The sequence below is a fragment of the Enterobacter sp. WI-ESBL-E8 genome (genome assembly GCF_053364895.1).
In genome coordinates this window covers 2943943-2957687 of record NZ_JBRWXJ010000001.1, presented here as the reverse complement: position 1 = coordinate 2957687, position 13745 = coordinate 2943943, and the positions used below count along the sequence as shown (strand labels likewise).

Here is a 13745-nt window from a genome sequence, read left to right as displayed (position 1 = left end):
TCGCCTGATAAGCCACCAGCCACAAAAGCCGGACGCAACAGTGAAAGTGTAGTGGGGAAAGCAGAAGGAGACGAGGAAGAAGAGGGAAATTCGCCCATCCGTTGCAGATGGGCGAAAGGCAGTATTAGTCGCACTGCACCTTAATGGCCAGGCCACCACGGGACGTTTCGCGATACTTCGCGTTCATGTCTTTGCCCGTTTCGTACATGGTTTCAATCACCTTATCCAGCGATACGCGAGGTTCGCTGGTACGGCGCATCGCCATACGTGAGGCGTTGATGGCCTTCACCGATGCAATCGCGTTACGCTCGATGCACGGCACCTGCACCTGGCCTGCGACCGGGTCACAGGTCAGACCGAGGTTATGCTCCATACCGATTTCTGCCGCTACACAGACCTGCTCAGGGCTTGCGCCCAGCAGCTCTGCAAGGCCGGCCGCCGCCATAGAACAGGCCACGCCCACTTCACCCTGGCAGCCGACTTCAGCGCCGGAGATGGAGGCATTCATCTTGTACAGCGCACCGATGGCACCTGCCGCCAGGAAATAGCGGATGTAGATATCCGGTGTAACGGGCTCAATAAAGTGGTCGTAATAGGCCAGCACCGCGGGAACAATACCGCACGCGCCGTTGGTTGGCGCAGTCACGACGCGGCCACCGGCGGCGTTCTCTTCATTAACCGCCAGGGCAAACATGTTCACCCAGTCGACCACGTTCATCGGGTCATTGGAGAATTTGTCTGTGGTCACCAGCATGCGGCGCAGGGCAGAGGCACGACGCGGCACGCGCAGCGGACCCGGCAGGACACCTTCGGTGTTCATCCCGCGATCGATACAGGCGCGCATGGTTTGCCAGACGTTCGCAAAATAGTCTTCAATCTCTTTTTTGCTGTGCAGCGCCAGTTCGTTCTGCATCACCATGCCGGACAGTGAAAGACCGGTCTGTTTGCAGTAACCCAGCATCTCGGTAGCCGACTTAAACGGATACGGAACGCTGACGTCGCCAACGCTGTCTTTGCCAAAATGCTCTTCATCCACGATGAAGCCACCGCCGATGGAGTAGTACGTCTTGCTGTAAATCTCTTTTTCACCGCTAAAAGCGTGGATGGTCATGCCGTTCTCATGCAGCGGCAGGTTGTCGCTGCGAAAACGCATGCCGTCATCCTGCGGGAAATCGACTTCCTGCTGACCGTTTGCCAGCAGCAGGCGGCCGCGTGTTTCCACGTCGCGGATGAATGCCGGAATGGCATCAATATCTACGGTATCCGGCATATTGCCCGCCAGACCCATAATAATGGCGATATCGGTGTGGTGGCCTTTACCCGTCAATGACAGCGAGCCGTAAACATCCACGGCGACACGGGTAACGCTTTCCAGTAATCCTTTTTCGACCAGATCATCGACGAACTGTTTACCGGCCTTCATCGGGCCAACAGTATGGGAAGACGAAGGGCCAATTCCCACTTTGAACATGTCGAATATACTAATCACTTTCACACTCCTGACAGGGTTACCGGGGTTCCAGTAACGATGTTATAACTGCGCATAGTGTAAGAGGGAACACCGACCTCGGCTTAACTATTCACATGAATTAAACTAATGGTTGGCGATGGGTTTTGCTAATAGCGCGACGCGGATCGCAAACCTGGCAGAAGGGGGTGGAATGTAAAGTATAGTCAAGGCTTCAGGCCGATTTGCAACGCCAGCTCACGAATAATGCCCGCCGTCATGCCCCAGACAAAATAATGCTGATACCAGGATAACCACACCCGATGGTCATGCCCCCGGCGTTGGATATCCAGCGGGTGATAACGACTCAGTCTAAGGGCCTCTTCCAGCGGCATTTCAAACACCGCTGAGACTTCATCGACGCTGGCGTGATACTGCAGGTCCGGCGGGATAATACCGACCACCGGCGTAACCTGAAAGCCGGTGACGCTGTTGACGGGCGGCAGCACGCCGATGACCTCAACCGCTTCCGGCGGAATGGCGACCTCTTCCTGCGCCTCGCGCAGCGCGGCGGCAATCAGCGAGGCGTCGGTGCTATCGACTGCGCCACCCGGAAAGGCGACCTGACCGGCGTGCTTGCGTAAATGGGGGGAACGCTGGGTGAGCAGCAGGCCCGGCTGCGCGCGACGCACGACCGGGATCAGCACGGCCGCCTGGCGTTGATTCAGCGCTTCGCGGTTGACCTGCGGTCGTAATAGCTGAAAGCGAGATAAAAAGTCATCCAGCGTCAGGTTCTCTTTTTCCACCCGTGATTACTCCAGTTGTTTCAGGATACGGTTAACTTTATCAAAGGTTTCCTGATATTCCGCATCGACCTGGCTGTCGGCGACAATGCCGCCCCCGGCCGAACAGTATACATTTCCGCCGCAGGCGGTCAGCGTGCGTATGGTAATGCTGGTATCCAGCGTGCCGCACAGGCTGATGTAGCCGATACTGCCGCACCAGGCGTTGCGGCGCTGCGGCTCCAGCTCATCAATGATTTCCATCGCCCGCACCTTTGGTGCACCGGTGATAGAGCCGCCCGGAAACGCGGCGCGCAGCAGATCGCAGGCCGTGCGTGAATCCGGCAGCCGTGCGGTAATCGTACTGACCAGATGATGCACGGCCGGAAACGGCTCGACGACAAACAGTTCCGGCACGCGCACGCTGCCCGGAACGGCCACGCGTCCGATATCGTTGCGCATCAGATCGACAATCATCAGGTTTTCGGCGCGGTCTTTCGGCGAGGCGGCCAGTTTTTCCGCCTGCTGGCGATCGGCATCAGGATCCGCAAGGCGCGGCAGGGTGCCTTTGATCGGGCGGGTCTGAATAGTGCCCTCCGCCAGATGGATAAAACGCTCGGGCGACAGGCTCAGGATAGCTCCCTGTTCCAGACGTACGAACGCGCTGAACGGCGCCCTGTTGCTGGCATTCAGACGGGTAAACGCCTGCCACTCATCTCCCTGATAGGTCGCCTGGAAACGCTGCGCAAGGTTGACCTGATAACAGTCGCCGCTTTGCAGATACGCCTGAACGCGCGAGAATTTTTCTGCATATTCCGCTGCGCTCATATTCGAGCGCCATTTTGAGGTCAGCGTGAACGGCTGTGCCGGAGCAGCCTGCTGCGCCTCAAGCCAGGCCAGACGCGCCTGCACGTCACGATGGCTTAGCAGTGAAACCGTTTTTTTCTGGTGATCAACAATTAACGCCCAGTCATACAGCCCGACGGCCATGTCTGGCAGGGAAATATCCGCCTGCGCGTGCTCGGGTAGCGTTTCGAAACGACGGCCTAAATCGTAGCCAAACAGGCCCAGCGCGCCTCCCTGAAAGGGAAGGTCCGGGTTCGGGGTGGCAGCCAGGCCCAGCGCGTTAATTTCCTGCTGAAGCAGCATCAGCGGATCGACCGTTAACGACATGTCATGGGTCGTCAGCGTCTTTAGCGGATCGGCTACCAGGATATCAAAGCGGCTGTAAGGGTGGTCCGCGTGGCCGGAATGCAGCAGCATCGCAAAAGGAAGGTGGCTCAGGCGGTCAAACCAGAATTCCGCAGCGTCTGTGCGCCAGGGCAAGGTAATAACAGTGGGGAAGCGCATGTTCATGTGTGGCATACTACCGGGCAGCGTGAAATAATTAGCGCGAATAATTTAGCAGGAGTTGACGATGTTTGCAGGTTTACCTTCTCTCAGTCATGACCAACAGCAGAAAGCGGTTGAACGCATTCAGGAACTGATGACCCAGGGTATGAGCAGCGGAGAGGCGATTACCGTTGTCGCTCAGGAGATTCGCGCCAGTCATACCGGCGAGCGGATTGTGGCGCGATTCGAAGATGAAGATGAAGAAGAGTAACCGGGCTTAAACCGCCGCGATAATCTTGATCTCAACCTTATACTCCGGTTTCATCAGCGTGGCCTGTACGGTGCAACGTACAGGCGCGTGACCCGCCACGACCCATGCATCCCAGGCTTTGTTCATTGCCGCAAAATCGTCTTTGTTTGCCAGGAAGATCGTCGCATCCAGAATGCGGGATTTGTCGCTACCTTGCTTAGCAAGTACCGCATCAATTTGCGCCAGGGTGTTAGCCGTTTGCTCGAAGGCATCCGCGTCCAGGTTAGCCGGTACGCCGGTGTAGTACAGCGTCTGGTTATGGATCACCACATCAGACCAGCGGGCTTCGGCATCAATGCGCACAATCGTCATAAACGTTTCCTCGTTATTTTTCGTCATCAGGCGGCAAGACTGCCATATTGTTCCGTCGTCGTCACTATTTGGGGTGGCACTGGAGAGGATGGGCTGACATAATCCCTGTGCAAAAATACAGTGAGAGAGCACCCGTGGCAGACGATTTTTCCCCTGAAGGTCAATTAGCACAGGCCATTCCCGGCTTCAAACCGCGTGAACCTCAGCGGCAGATGGCGCACGCCGTTGCGCATGCCATTGATAAGGCGCAGCCGCTGGTGGTAGAGGCCGGAACCGGCACGGGGAAAACCTACGCCTATCTCGCTCCGGCGCTGCGGGCCAAAAAAAAGGTCATTATCTCGACGGGGTCGAAAGCGCTGCAGGATCAGCTTTACAGCCGGGATTTGCCCACCGTCGCAAAGGCGCTGAAATACAAAGGCCGACTGGCGCTGCTGAAAGGGCGATCCAACTATCTCTGCCTGGAACGTCTTGAGCAGCAGGCGCTGGCCGGCGGCGATCTGCCGGTCCAAACCCTGAGCGACGTTATTATCCTTCGCGCCTGGGCGAACCAGACGGAAGAGGGGGATATCAGCACCTGCGCGAGCGTGCCGGAAGACTCGCCTGCCTGGCCGCTGGTGACCAGCACCAACGACAACTGCCTCGGCAGCGACTGTCCGCTGTATAAAGACTGCTTTGTGGTAAAAGCGCGCAAAACGGCGATGGATGCCGATGTGGTCGTGGTCAACCACCATCTGTTCCTCGCGGATATGGTGGTCAAGGACAGCGGCTTTGGTGAGTTGATCCCCGAGGCGGACGTCATGATCTTCGATGAAGCCCACCAGCTCCCGGATATCGCCAGCCAGTATTTCGGCCAGTCGCTCTCCAGTCGCCAGCTGCAGGACCTGGCGAAAGATTTCACCATTGCTTACCGCACCGAACTGAAAGATACCCAGCAGCTGCAGAAATGTGCCGACCGCCTGGCGCAAAGCGCGCAGGATTTCCGGTTACAGCTCGGCGAGCCGGGCTATCGCGGTAACCTGCGGGAACTGCTGGCGGATAAAAATATCCAGCGTGCGCTGCTGCTGCTCGATGATGCCCTGGAACTCTGCTACGACGTGGCGAAACTGTCGCTCGGCCGTTCCGCGCTGCTGGATGCCGCCTTCGAGCGTGCCACCCTCTACCGCGGGCGGCTCAAGCGGCTGAAAGAGATTAACCAGCCGGGGTTCAGCTACTGGTACGAGTGCACCTCACGCCATTTCACGCTGGCGCTCACGCCGCTGACGGTGGCGGATAAATTTAAAGAAGTGATGGCGCAAAAGCCGGGAAGCTGGATCTTCACGTCGGCAACCCTGTCGGTGAATGACGATCTGCACCACTTTACCGGGCGTCTGGGCATTGAGCAGGCGGAGTCGCTGCTGCTGCCTAGCCCGTTCGATTACGAAAAGCAGGCGCTGCTCTGCGTCCCGCGCAATCTTCCGCTGCCTAACCAGCCGGGCGCGGCGCGCCACCTGGCGGCGATGCTAAAACCGATGATCGAGGCCAACAACGGCCGCTGTTTTATGCTCTGCACCTCTCACGCCATGATGCGCGACCTCGCGGAGCAGTTCCGCGCCACCATGACCCTGCCGGTGCTGCTGCAGGGTGAAACCAGTAAAGGGCAGCTGCTGCAGCAGTTCGTCAGCGCCGGTAATGCCCTGCTGGTGGCCACCAGCAGCTTCTGGGAAGGGGTCGACGTGCGGGGAGACACCCTTTCGCTGGTGATCATCGATAAGCTGCCGTTTACCTCCCCGGACGATCCGCTGCTGAAGGCGCGGATGGAAGACTGCCGCCTGCGCGGTGGCGATCCGTTCGACGAGGTACAGCTGCCGGACGCGGTGATCACCCTCAAGCAGGGGGTAGGGCGTCTGATCCGCGACGTCACCGATCGCGGCGTGCTGGTCATTTGCGATAACCGGCTGGTCATGCGCCCTTACGGCGCCACCTTCCTTGCAAGCCTGCCGCCCGCGCCGCGGACGCGGGACATAAAACGCGCGGTGCGTTTCCTGGCAAACCCAACGGCGGAGTAATTTACCCCGGAGTGTGCTAAGATGCGCGCCATTTTGTGACTGACCCTTGCGAGAGCGCGACGACCCATGCGAATTCTGGCTATTGATACCGCAACAGAGGCTTGCTCTGTTGCTCTTTTGAACAACGACGCTGTTTCTGCTCATTTCGAAGAGTGCCCGCGGGAACACACCCAGCGCATTCTGCCCCTGGTAAAAGAGATCTTAACCCGGAGCAATACCTCCTTAACCGACCTCGACGCGCTGGCCTTTGGCCGCGGCCCCGGCAGCTTTACGGGCGTACGCATCGGGATTGGCATTGCGCAGGGGCTGGCGCTGGGCGCCGAACTGCCGATGATTGGCGTCTCTACTCTCGCCACTATGGCGCAGGGCGCATGGCGCATGACCGGAGCAACCCGCGTTCTGGCCGCGATTGACGCCCGCATGGGCGAAGTCTACTGGGCCGAATACACTCGCGACGAGCAGGGCGTGTGGCACGGTGAAGAGACGGAAGCCGTTCTTAAGCCGGAAGCGGTCACTGAAAGGCTGAAACAATTGTCCGGTGAGTGGGCGACCGTCGGCACGGGCTGGCCGGCGTGGCCTGAGATGGCGAACGACACCGGGGTGACGCTGGTGGACGGCAACATGCTTCTGCCGGCCGCTGAGGATATGCTTCCCATTGCCTGTCAGCTGCTTGCAGCAGGAAAAACCGTTGCCGTTGAACACGCGGAGCCGGTTTATTTGCGAAACACCGTCGCGTGGAAGAAACTTCCGGGCCGCGAGTGAATCTCAGTAACAGGAACTGAGAAAAAGGAGTCGCATCATGGCGGTTCAGACTAAAGCAGTACGCCTTATTATGGCAGGCGCGGTAGCCATAGCACTGAGCGGATGCGTTTCCGTTCCTGATGCGATCAAGGGCAGCAGCCCGACGCCCCAGCAGGATCTGGTTCGGGTGATGAATGCGCCTGAGCTGTACGTCGGCCAGGAAGCGCGCTTCGGCGGTAAGGTGATCGACGTGCAAAACCAGCAGGGGAAAACCCGCCTGGAGATCGCGACCGTTCCGCTGGACAGCGGCGCGCGTCCCGTACTGGGCGAAGCCTCCCGGGGACGCATCTATGCGGACGTCGGTGGTTTCCTCGACCCGGTTGATTTTCGCGGACAGCTGGTGACCGTCGTCGGGCCGATTACCGGCGCCGTGCAGGGCAAAATCGGCAGCACGCCGTATAAATTTATGACCATGCAGGTCAACGGTTATAAACGCTGGCGGCTGGCGCAGCAGGTGATCATGCCGCCTCAGCCGATCGATCCGTGGATGTGGGGACCACACCCTTATCGTTACGGCTACCCGGGCTGGGGCTGGTATAACCCGGGACCTGCACAGGTACAAACGATCGTTACTGAGTAACTTACTGTTATTATTAATAAAGAGACAGCGGCTCAGCCGCTGTCTCTGTTTTTTTACGGCTACAACGAAAAAAAAGAGTGACGCGCTTCGCAACCTTAAATCTGGGCAATTAATAAACTGGTACGCTGAGTTAATATAATGTTAACAAACTGTTTATTATCGGGGTTGTGATGACGACGAACACTCAGTTCAGAGGTGATGCATTGAAAAAGGTTTGGCTTAACCGTTATCCCGCAGATGTGCCTGCGGAGATCAATCCTGACCGTTATCAATCCCTGGTGGAATTATTTGAGCACTCGGTAAGGCGCTACGCGGACCAGCCCGCATTTGTGAATATGGGCGAGGTGATGACGTTCCGTAAGCTTGAGGAGCGTAGCCGCGCGTTTGCGGCCTATCTTCAGGAAGGGCTGGGGCTGCAAAAGGGGGACCGCGTCGCGCTGATGATGCCAAACCTGCTGCAATACCCGGTGGCGCTGTTTGGTATCCTGCGTGCCGGGATGATCGTCGTCAACGTTAACCCGCTGTATACCCCGCGCGAGCTGGAGCATCAGCTGAACGACAGCGGCGCGGCCGCGATTGTCATTGTATCCAACTTCGCCCATACGCTGGAAAAAGTGGTCGACAAAACCCAGGTGAAACACGTCATCCTGACGCGCATGGGGGATCAACTCTCCACAGCCAAAGGCACGCTGGTTAACTTTGTCGTCAAGTACGTCAAGCGTCTGGTGCCAAAATACCACCTGCCGGATGCTATCTCCTTCCGCCGTGCGCTGCACGCGGGCTATCGTATGCAGTACGTTAAGCCGGAAGTGGTTTGCGAAGACCTGGCCTTCCTGCAATACACCGGCGGCACCACCGGCGTGGCGAAAGGCGCGATGCTGACCCACCGCAACATGCTGGCGAACCTTGAGCAGGTCAATGCGACCTACGGGCCGCTGCTGCATCCGGGTAAAGAGCTGGTGATCACCGCGCTGCCGCTGTATCACATTTTCGCGCTGACCATGAACTGCCTGCTGTTTATTGAGCTGGGCGGTCAGAACGTCCTGATTACGAACCCGCGCGATATCCCTGGGCTGGTGAAAGAACTGGCGAAATATCCGTTTACCGCCATGACCGGGGTGAACACCCTGTTTAACGCGCTGCTTAATAACAAAGAGTTCCAGCAGCTGGATTTCTCCACGCTGCATCTCTCTGCGGGCGGCGGCATGCCGGTTCAGCAGGCGGTGGCCGAGCGCTGGGTGAAGCTCACCGGCCAGTATTTGCTGGAGGGCTATGGCCTGACGGAATGCGCGCCGCTGGTCAGCGTTAACCCGCATGATATCGACTATCACAGTGGAAGCATTGGTCTGCCTGTCCCTTCCACCGAAGCCAAACTGGTCGACGATAACGATAACGAAGTCGCGCCGGGCGAGCCGGGCGAACTGTGCGTCAAAGGCCCTCAGGTAATGCTGGGCTACTGGCAGCGCCCCGATGCGACCGACGAAATCATCAAAGACGGCTGGCTGCACACCGGCGATATCGCGGTGATGGACGATGAAGGTTTCTTGCGCATTGTCGATCGCAAGAAAGACATGATCCTCGTCTCCGGCTTCAACGTTTATCCGAATGAGATCGAAGACGTGGTTATGCAGCACAGCGGCGTGCTCGAAGTGGCGGCTGTAGGCGTCCCTTCCGGCAGCAGCGGCGAGGCGGTCAAGATATTTGTGGTCAAGAAAGACGCTTCACTGACGGAAGAGGAGCTGATAACGTTCTGTCGTCGTCAGCTGACGGGCTATAAGGTGCCGAAACTGGTTGAATTCCGCGATGAGCTGCCGAAATCCAACGTCGGAAAGATATTACGACGAGAATTACGTGACGAAGCCCGTGGCAAAGTAGACAATAAGGCCTGAGCTTCACGCTAATCGCCCAGACGCCGGTTAAGCCGGCGTTTTTTATGGGCGCAAACAAAAGAGAACCCGTTTTGAATTACCAGATGATCACGACCAATGACGAGCTGGCTTCACTGTGCGAAGTGACGCGCGACTTTCCTGCCATTGCCCTGGATACCGAATTTGTCCGTACCCGGACGTACTATCCGCAGCTGGGTTTGATTCAGATGTTCGACGGTAAGCACGTGTCGCTGATTGACCCTCTCGGGATTACCGACTGGTCGCCGATGCGCGATCTGCTGCTCGATACCGCCGTGACGAAATACCTGCACGCAGGCAGTGAAGATCTGGAAGTCTTTCTGAATACCTTTGGCATCATGCCTCAGCCGCTGATTGATACGCAGATCCTCGCAGCATTCAGCAATCGTCCTCTCTCATGGGGCTTTGCAGCCATGGTAGAGGAGTACACGGGCCTGGCGCTGGATAAAAGCGAATCCCGCACCGACTGGCTGGCGCGTCCGCTTACCGAGCGTCAGCTGGAGTATGCGGCAGCTGACGTGTTTTACCTGCTGCCAATTGCCGGACAGCTGATGAAAGAGGCAGAAGCCTCTGGGTGGCTCTCCGCGGCGCTGGACGAGTGTCGTATGACCCAGCAGCGTCGCCAGGAAGTGGTTGACCCGAAAGAGGCCTGGCGCGATATCAGCAACGCCTGGCAGCTGCGTACGCGCCAGCTGGCGTGCCTGCAGCTGTTAGTGGACTGGCGTCTGCGGAAAGCGCGCGAGCGCGATCTGGCCGTTAACTTTGTGGTTCGCGAAGAGCATCTCTGGGCGGTCGCGCGCTATATGCCGGGCAGCCTCGGCGAGCTGGACAGCATTGGGCTTTCGGGCAGTGAGATCCGTTTCCACGGCAAAACCCTGCTGGCGCTGGTCGCAAAGGCGCAGGAATTACCCGAGGACGTGCTGCCTGAACCGCTGCTGAATCTGATGGATATGCCGGGCTATCGCAAGGCTTTCAAGGACATTAAAGCGCTGGTGCAGGAAGTCGCAACGGAAAGCAAACTGAGCGCTGAACTGCTCGCATCACGCCGTCAGATTAATCAGCTGCTGAACTGGCACTGGAAGCTGAAGCCGCAGAATGGTATGCCGGAGATGATGGCGGGATGGCGCGGCGAATTGATGGCCGATCGCCTGAATACGCTGCTGGAAGGTTATCCGAGATAAAAAATATGCCGGGCATAGGCCCGGCATATCCCCCGGTGGCGCTGCGCTTACCGGGGCTACAAAATCACAAATCTACGGACGCGACTCTTCTGCTTCCGGGAGCGTAACGTTCAGCTCCAGAATCGAAATATCCCCGTCTTTTTGTTCCAGCTGTACCGTGACCATCTCCGGGTCAATCTGCACGTACTTACAGATCACTTCCAGGATGTCCTTGCGCAGCTGCGGCAGGTAGTGAGGCTCGGCGTCGCTACGACGACGCTCCGCAACGATAATTTGCAGACGTTCTTTTGCGATGTTGGCGGTGTTCTTTTTCCGCGAGAGAAAAAAGTCCAGTAATGCCATAACTTATCCTCCGAACAGGCGTTTGAGGAAACCTTTCTTCTCTTCTTCAATGAAGCGGAAAGGACGTTCTTCTCCCAGCAGACGGTCAACGGTATCGGCGTAAGCTTTACCTGCATCTGCCATTGTATCAAGGATCACTGGCTCGCCCTGGTTAGAGGCGCGTAACACGGACTGATCTTCCGGGATGACGCCCACCAGTTTAATGCGCAGGATCTCAAGCACGTCTTCCATGCTCAGCATGTCACCTTTGTTCACGCGGCCCGGATTGTAGCGGGTCAGCAGCAGGTGCTCTTTAATCGGGTCTTCGCCATTTTCCGCACGACGGGATTTAGAGGCGAGGATCCCCAGAATACGGTCTGAGTCACGCACGGATGAAACTTCAGGGTTAGTGGTGATGATCGCTTCATCTGCGAAGTAGAGCGCCATCAGGGCACCGGTTTCGATGCCGGCAGGGGAGTCGCAAACAATGAAGTCGAACTCCATCTTTTTCAGCTCGTCGAGCACCTTTTCCACCCCTTCACGGGTCAGGGCGTCTTTGTCACGCGTCTGAGAAGCCGGAAGAATGTAGAGGTTGTCGGTGCGCTTGTCTTTAATCATCGCCTGGTTCAGCGTGGCATCGCCCTGAATGACGTTCACGAAGTCATACACGACGCGACGCTCACATCCCATGATGAGGTCGAGGTTACGCAGACCGATATCGAAGTCGATAACGATGGTTTTCTTTCCCTTCTGGGCCAAACCAGTAGCGATGGCCGCGCTGGAGGTGGTCTTGCCAACGCCTCCTTTACCCGAAGTAACAACAATAATGCGTGCCATAGAAATTCCTTGTTAAAAAGGGATCAATTCAACGGTTGAACGGTCAACGCGTCGTCTGCCAGAAGCAGGCGAGCCGCTTTGCCATAAAATTCGGCTGGGATCTTGTCGCTCAGCCAATATTCACCTGCGATGGACACCAGTTCCGCCGTCAGGTGAGTACAAAATATTTGCGCATCACGATCGCCACTTGCACCCGCGAGCGCACGTCCACGCATCATACCGTATACGTGAATATTGCCATCTGCAATCAGCTCAGCGCCAGCACTGACGTGGCTTGTAACAATTAGATCACAGTTTGGTGCATAAATGCGCTGACCGGAACGAACCGGTACATCAATCATTCGCGTTTTTGTGACGGTAGTAACGTTTTGTACCGATGGAGGGGGCGTTTGCACGGCAACGGGTGCCGCACGTGGGGCTTTTTCTTTGCCCTCGTTCAGAAGGGGCAGCCCCGCACGGTCAATTTCCGCTTTCAGCTCAGTATCTTTACAGCCGCTGATGCCCACAATACGTAGCCCGGTAGAGGAGACGGCCTGCTGGAGAAGTTTCCAGTTAACCGGAGCCTCAAGACCGCTGACGTTAATAACTACAGGGGCGTGTTTCAGAAAGGCGGGAGCCTGGGCGATTTTGTCTTCTAACGCCTGACGAATAACCTCGGGTTTTGCATCATGCAAATGTACCACTGATAAGGTGAAGCTACTGCCTTTAAGCTCGATGGGCGTGTTTGACATCCTGGCCTTACTCAATTTGCTATTAACCGCAACCACTCGCTGCGATATTCCGAAGAGTATCAGGCATGTTATAGTCAGGAGTATATTGAGGCAAGCAACCACCCATTAATTCAGAGTAAAAACATGTTTTGTGTGATCTACAGAAGTACAAGCCGTGACCAGACCTATCTTTATGTCGAAAAGAAAGACGATTTTTCACGCGTGCCTGAAGAATTAATGAAGAGCTTTGGCCGACCACAGCTGGCGATGCTGCTGCCGCTCGATGGTCGCAAGAAGCTGATAAATGCCGATCTGGATAAAGTGAAAACGGCATTAGCCGAACAAGGCTATTATTTACAGCTTCCACCGCCACCCGAGAATTTATTAAAACAGCATCTTGAGGCGAACGGTAAAAAATAGTCTCAACTGTTTTCGGTCACAACACATCAACCGTTTAGGGGTCGAGCATGTATCAACATCATAACTGGCAAGGTGCATTACTGGATTATCCCGTCAGCAAAGTGGTTTGCGTGGGCAGCAACTATGCGAAACACATTCAGGAGATGGGCAGTGCGACGCCAGAAGAGCCGGTCCTGTTCATTAAGCCAGAAACGGCGCTTTGCGATATCCGCCAGCCGTTGGCGCTGCCGCAGGGGCTGGGTTCGGTGCATCACGAGGTTGAACTCGCGGTGCTGATCGGCGCGACGCTGCGTCAGGCCTCGGAAGAGCATGTTCAGAAAGCGATTGCCGGATACGGCGTGGCGCTTGATCTGACCCTGCGCGATGTGCAGGGCAAAATGAAGAAAGCAGGGCAGCCGTGGGAAAAGTCCAAAGGCTTTGATAACTCCTGTCCCATCTCGGCGTTTGTTCCGGTGAGCGAATTCAGCAACGACCCGCAGGACACGCCGCTCAGCCTGAAGGTTAACGGCGAGATCCGCCAGCAGGGCACCACGGCAGATATGATCCATAAGATTGTGCCGCTGATTGCCTACATGAGCCGCTTCTTTACCCTGAAACCGGGTGATGTGATCCTGACCGGTACGCCTGAAGGCGTTGGCCCGCTGCACAGCGGCGATGAACTTGAAGTCGGCTTTAACGGCCTGTCGCTGAAAACCCGCGTGCTGTAACCCCATCTTGCCGCCTGAAGAGGGCGGCAAAACTTGCAACAACGTGCCAGACT

15 protein-coding genes are annotated in these 13745 nt (G+C 56.8%); 8 read left to right on the top strand and 7 right to left on the bottom strand.

Annotated elements, in window-relative coordinates:
• Positions 1-124 precede the first annotated feature (124 nt).
• The 3 genes from sdaA to pabB form a co-directional block, all read right to left on the bottom strand.
• Entirely contained in the window at positions 125-1489 is a 1365-nt protein-coding gene (gene sdaA / locus ACWHWP_RS14065) for an L-serine ammonia-lyase (protein ID WP_025756887.1), read from the bottom strand.
• Positions 1490-1674: 185 nt separating this feature from the next.
• Complete coding sequence (locus tag ACWHWP_RS14060; RefSeq protein ID WP_047345838.1) at positions 1675-2253, bottom strand: CoA pyrophosphatase; 579 nt, start codon at positions 2251-2253, stop codon at positions 1675-1677.
• A gap of 6 nt (positions 2254-2259) precedes the next feature.
• A complete protein-coding gene (pabB, locus tag ACWHWP_RS14055) occupies positions 2260-3585 on the bottom strand; it encodes an aminodeoxychorismate synthase component 1 (protein WP_447855857.1) in 1326 nt (441 codons plus the stop codon).
• A 61-nt stretch (positions 3586-3646) separates the two neighbouring features.
• Between pabB and ACWHWP_RS14050 the strand changes: the two genes are divergently transcribed.
• Positions 3647-3832: a YoaH family protein gene (locus ACWHWP_RS14050; protein WP_047345836.1), complete on the top strand. Its 186-nt coding sequence runs from the start codon at positions 3647-3649 to the stop codon at positions 3830-3832.
• A 6-nt stretch (positions 3833-3838) separates the two neighbouring features.
• Here ACWHWP_RS14050 and ACWHWP_RS14045 read toward each other — a convergent pair whose 3' ends face one another.
• Positions 3839-4183: a RidA family protein gene (locus ACWHWP_RS14045; RefSeq protein ID WP_047346085.1), complete on the bottom strand. Its 345-nt coding sequence runs from the start codon at positions 4181-4183 to the stop codon at positions 3839-3841.
• Positions 4184-4317: 134 nt separating this feature from the next.
• On the opposite strand from ACWHWP_RS14045, the gene ACWHWP_RS14040 reads away from it, so the two are divergent.
• The 5 genes from ACWHWP_RS14040 (at position 4318) to rnd (ending at position 10697) form a co-directional block, all read left to right on the top strand.
• Positions 4318-6228 carry an ATP-dependent DNA helicase gene (locus tag ACWHWP_RS14040; protein ID WP_429052159.1) on the top strand — a complete coding sequence of 637 codons (1911 nt, stop codon included), beginning with the start codon at positions 4318-4320 and terminating at the stop codon, positions 6226-6228.
• Between the two features lie 66 nt (positions 6229-6294).
• Entirely contained in the window at positions 6295-6990 is a 696-nt protein-coding gene (gene tsaB / locus ACWHWP_RS14035) for a tRNA (adenosine(37)-N6)-threonylcarbamoyltransferase complex dimerization subunit type 1 TsaB (RefSeq protein WP_063430655.1), read from the top strand.
• A gap of 37 nt (positions 6991-7027) precedes the next feature.
• On the top strand, positions 7028-7609 hold the full coding sequence (locus tag ACWHWP_RS14030; protein WP_047345833.1) for a Slp family lipoprotein: 582 nt from the start codon (positions 7028-7030) through the stop codon (positions 7607-7609).
• Positions 7610-7812: 203 nt separating this feature from the next.
• On the top strand, positions 7813-9498 hold the full coding sequence (fadD, locus tag ACWHWP_RS14025; RefSeq protein WP_074164683.1) for a long-chain-fatty-acid--CoA ligase FadD: 1686 nt from the start codon (positions 7813-7815) through the stop codon (positions 9496-9498).
• A gap of 71 nt (positions 9499-9569) precedes the next feature.
• Entirely contained in the window at positions 9570-10697 is a 1128-nt protein-coding gene (gene rnd, locus ACWHWP_RS14020; RefSeq protein ID WP_447855856.1) for a ribonuclease D, read from the top strand.
• A 72-nt stretch (positions 10698-10769) separates the two neighbouring features.
• Here rnd and minE read toward each other — a convergent pair whose 3' ends face one another.
• The 3 genes from minE to minC are packed head-to-tail and all read right to left on the bottom strand — an operon-like array spanning position 10770 to position 12586.
• A complete protein-coding gene (gene minE, locus ACWHWP_RS14015) occupies positions 10770-11039 on the bottom strand; it encodes a cell division topological specificity factor MinE (RefSeq protein ID WP_008500504.1) in 270 nt (89 codons plus the stop codon).
• A 3-nt stretch (positions 11040-11042) separates the two neighbouring features.
• Positions 11043-11855: a septum site-determining protein MinD gene (gene minD / locus ACWHWP_RS14010; protein ID WP_047345831.1), complete on the bottom strand. Its 813-nt coding sequence runs from the start codon at positions 11853-11855 to the stop codon at positions 11043-11045.
• A gap of 23 nt (positions 11856-11878) precedes the next feature.
• Positions 11879-12586: a septum site-determining protein MinC gene (minC, locus tag ACWHWP_RS14005; protein WP_447855854.1), complete on the bottom strand. Its 708-nt coding sequence runs from the start codon at positions 12584-12586 to the stop codon at positions 11879-11881.
• Positions 12587-12709: 123 nt separating this feature from the next.
• Between minC and ACWHWP_RS14000 the strand changes: the two genes are divergently transcribed.
• Positions 12710-12985 carry a YcgL domain-containing protein gene (locus ACWHWP_RS14000; protein ID WP_032641206.1) on the top strand — a complete coding sequence of 92 codons (276 nt, stop codon included), beginning with the start codon at positions 12710-12712 and terminating at the stop codon, positions 12983-12985.
• A 47-nt stretch (positions 12986-13032) separates the two neighbouring features.
• Positions 13033-13692 (top strand): fumarylacetoacetate hydrolase family protein, encoded by a 660-nt coding sequence (locus ACWHWP_RS13995; protein WP_447855853.1) that lies wholly within the window; start codon positions 13033-13035, stop codon positions 13690-13692.
• The last annotated feature ends 53 nt before the right edge of the window (positions 13693-13745 follow it).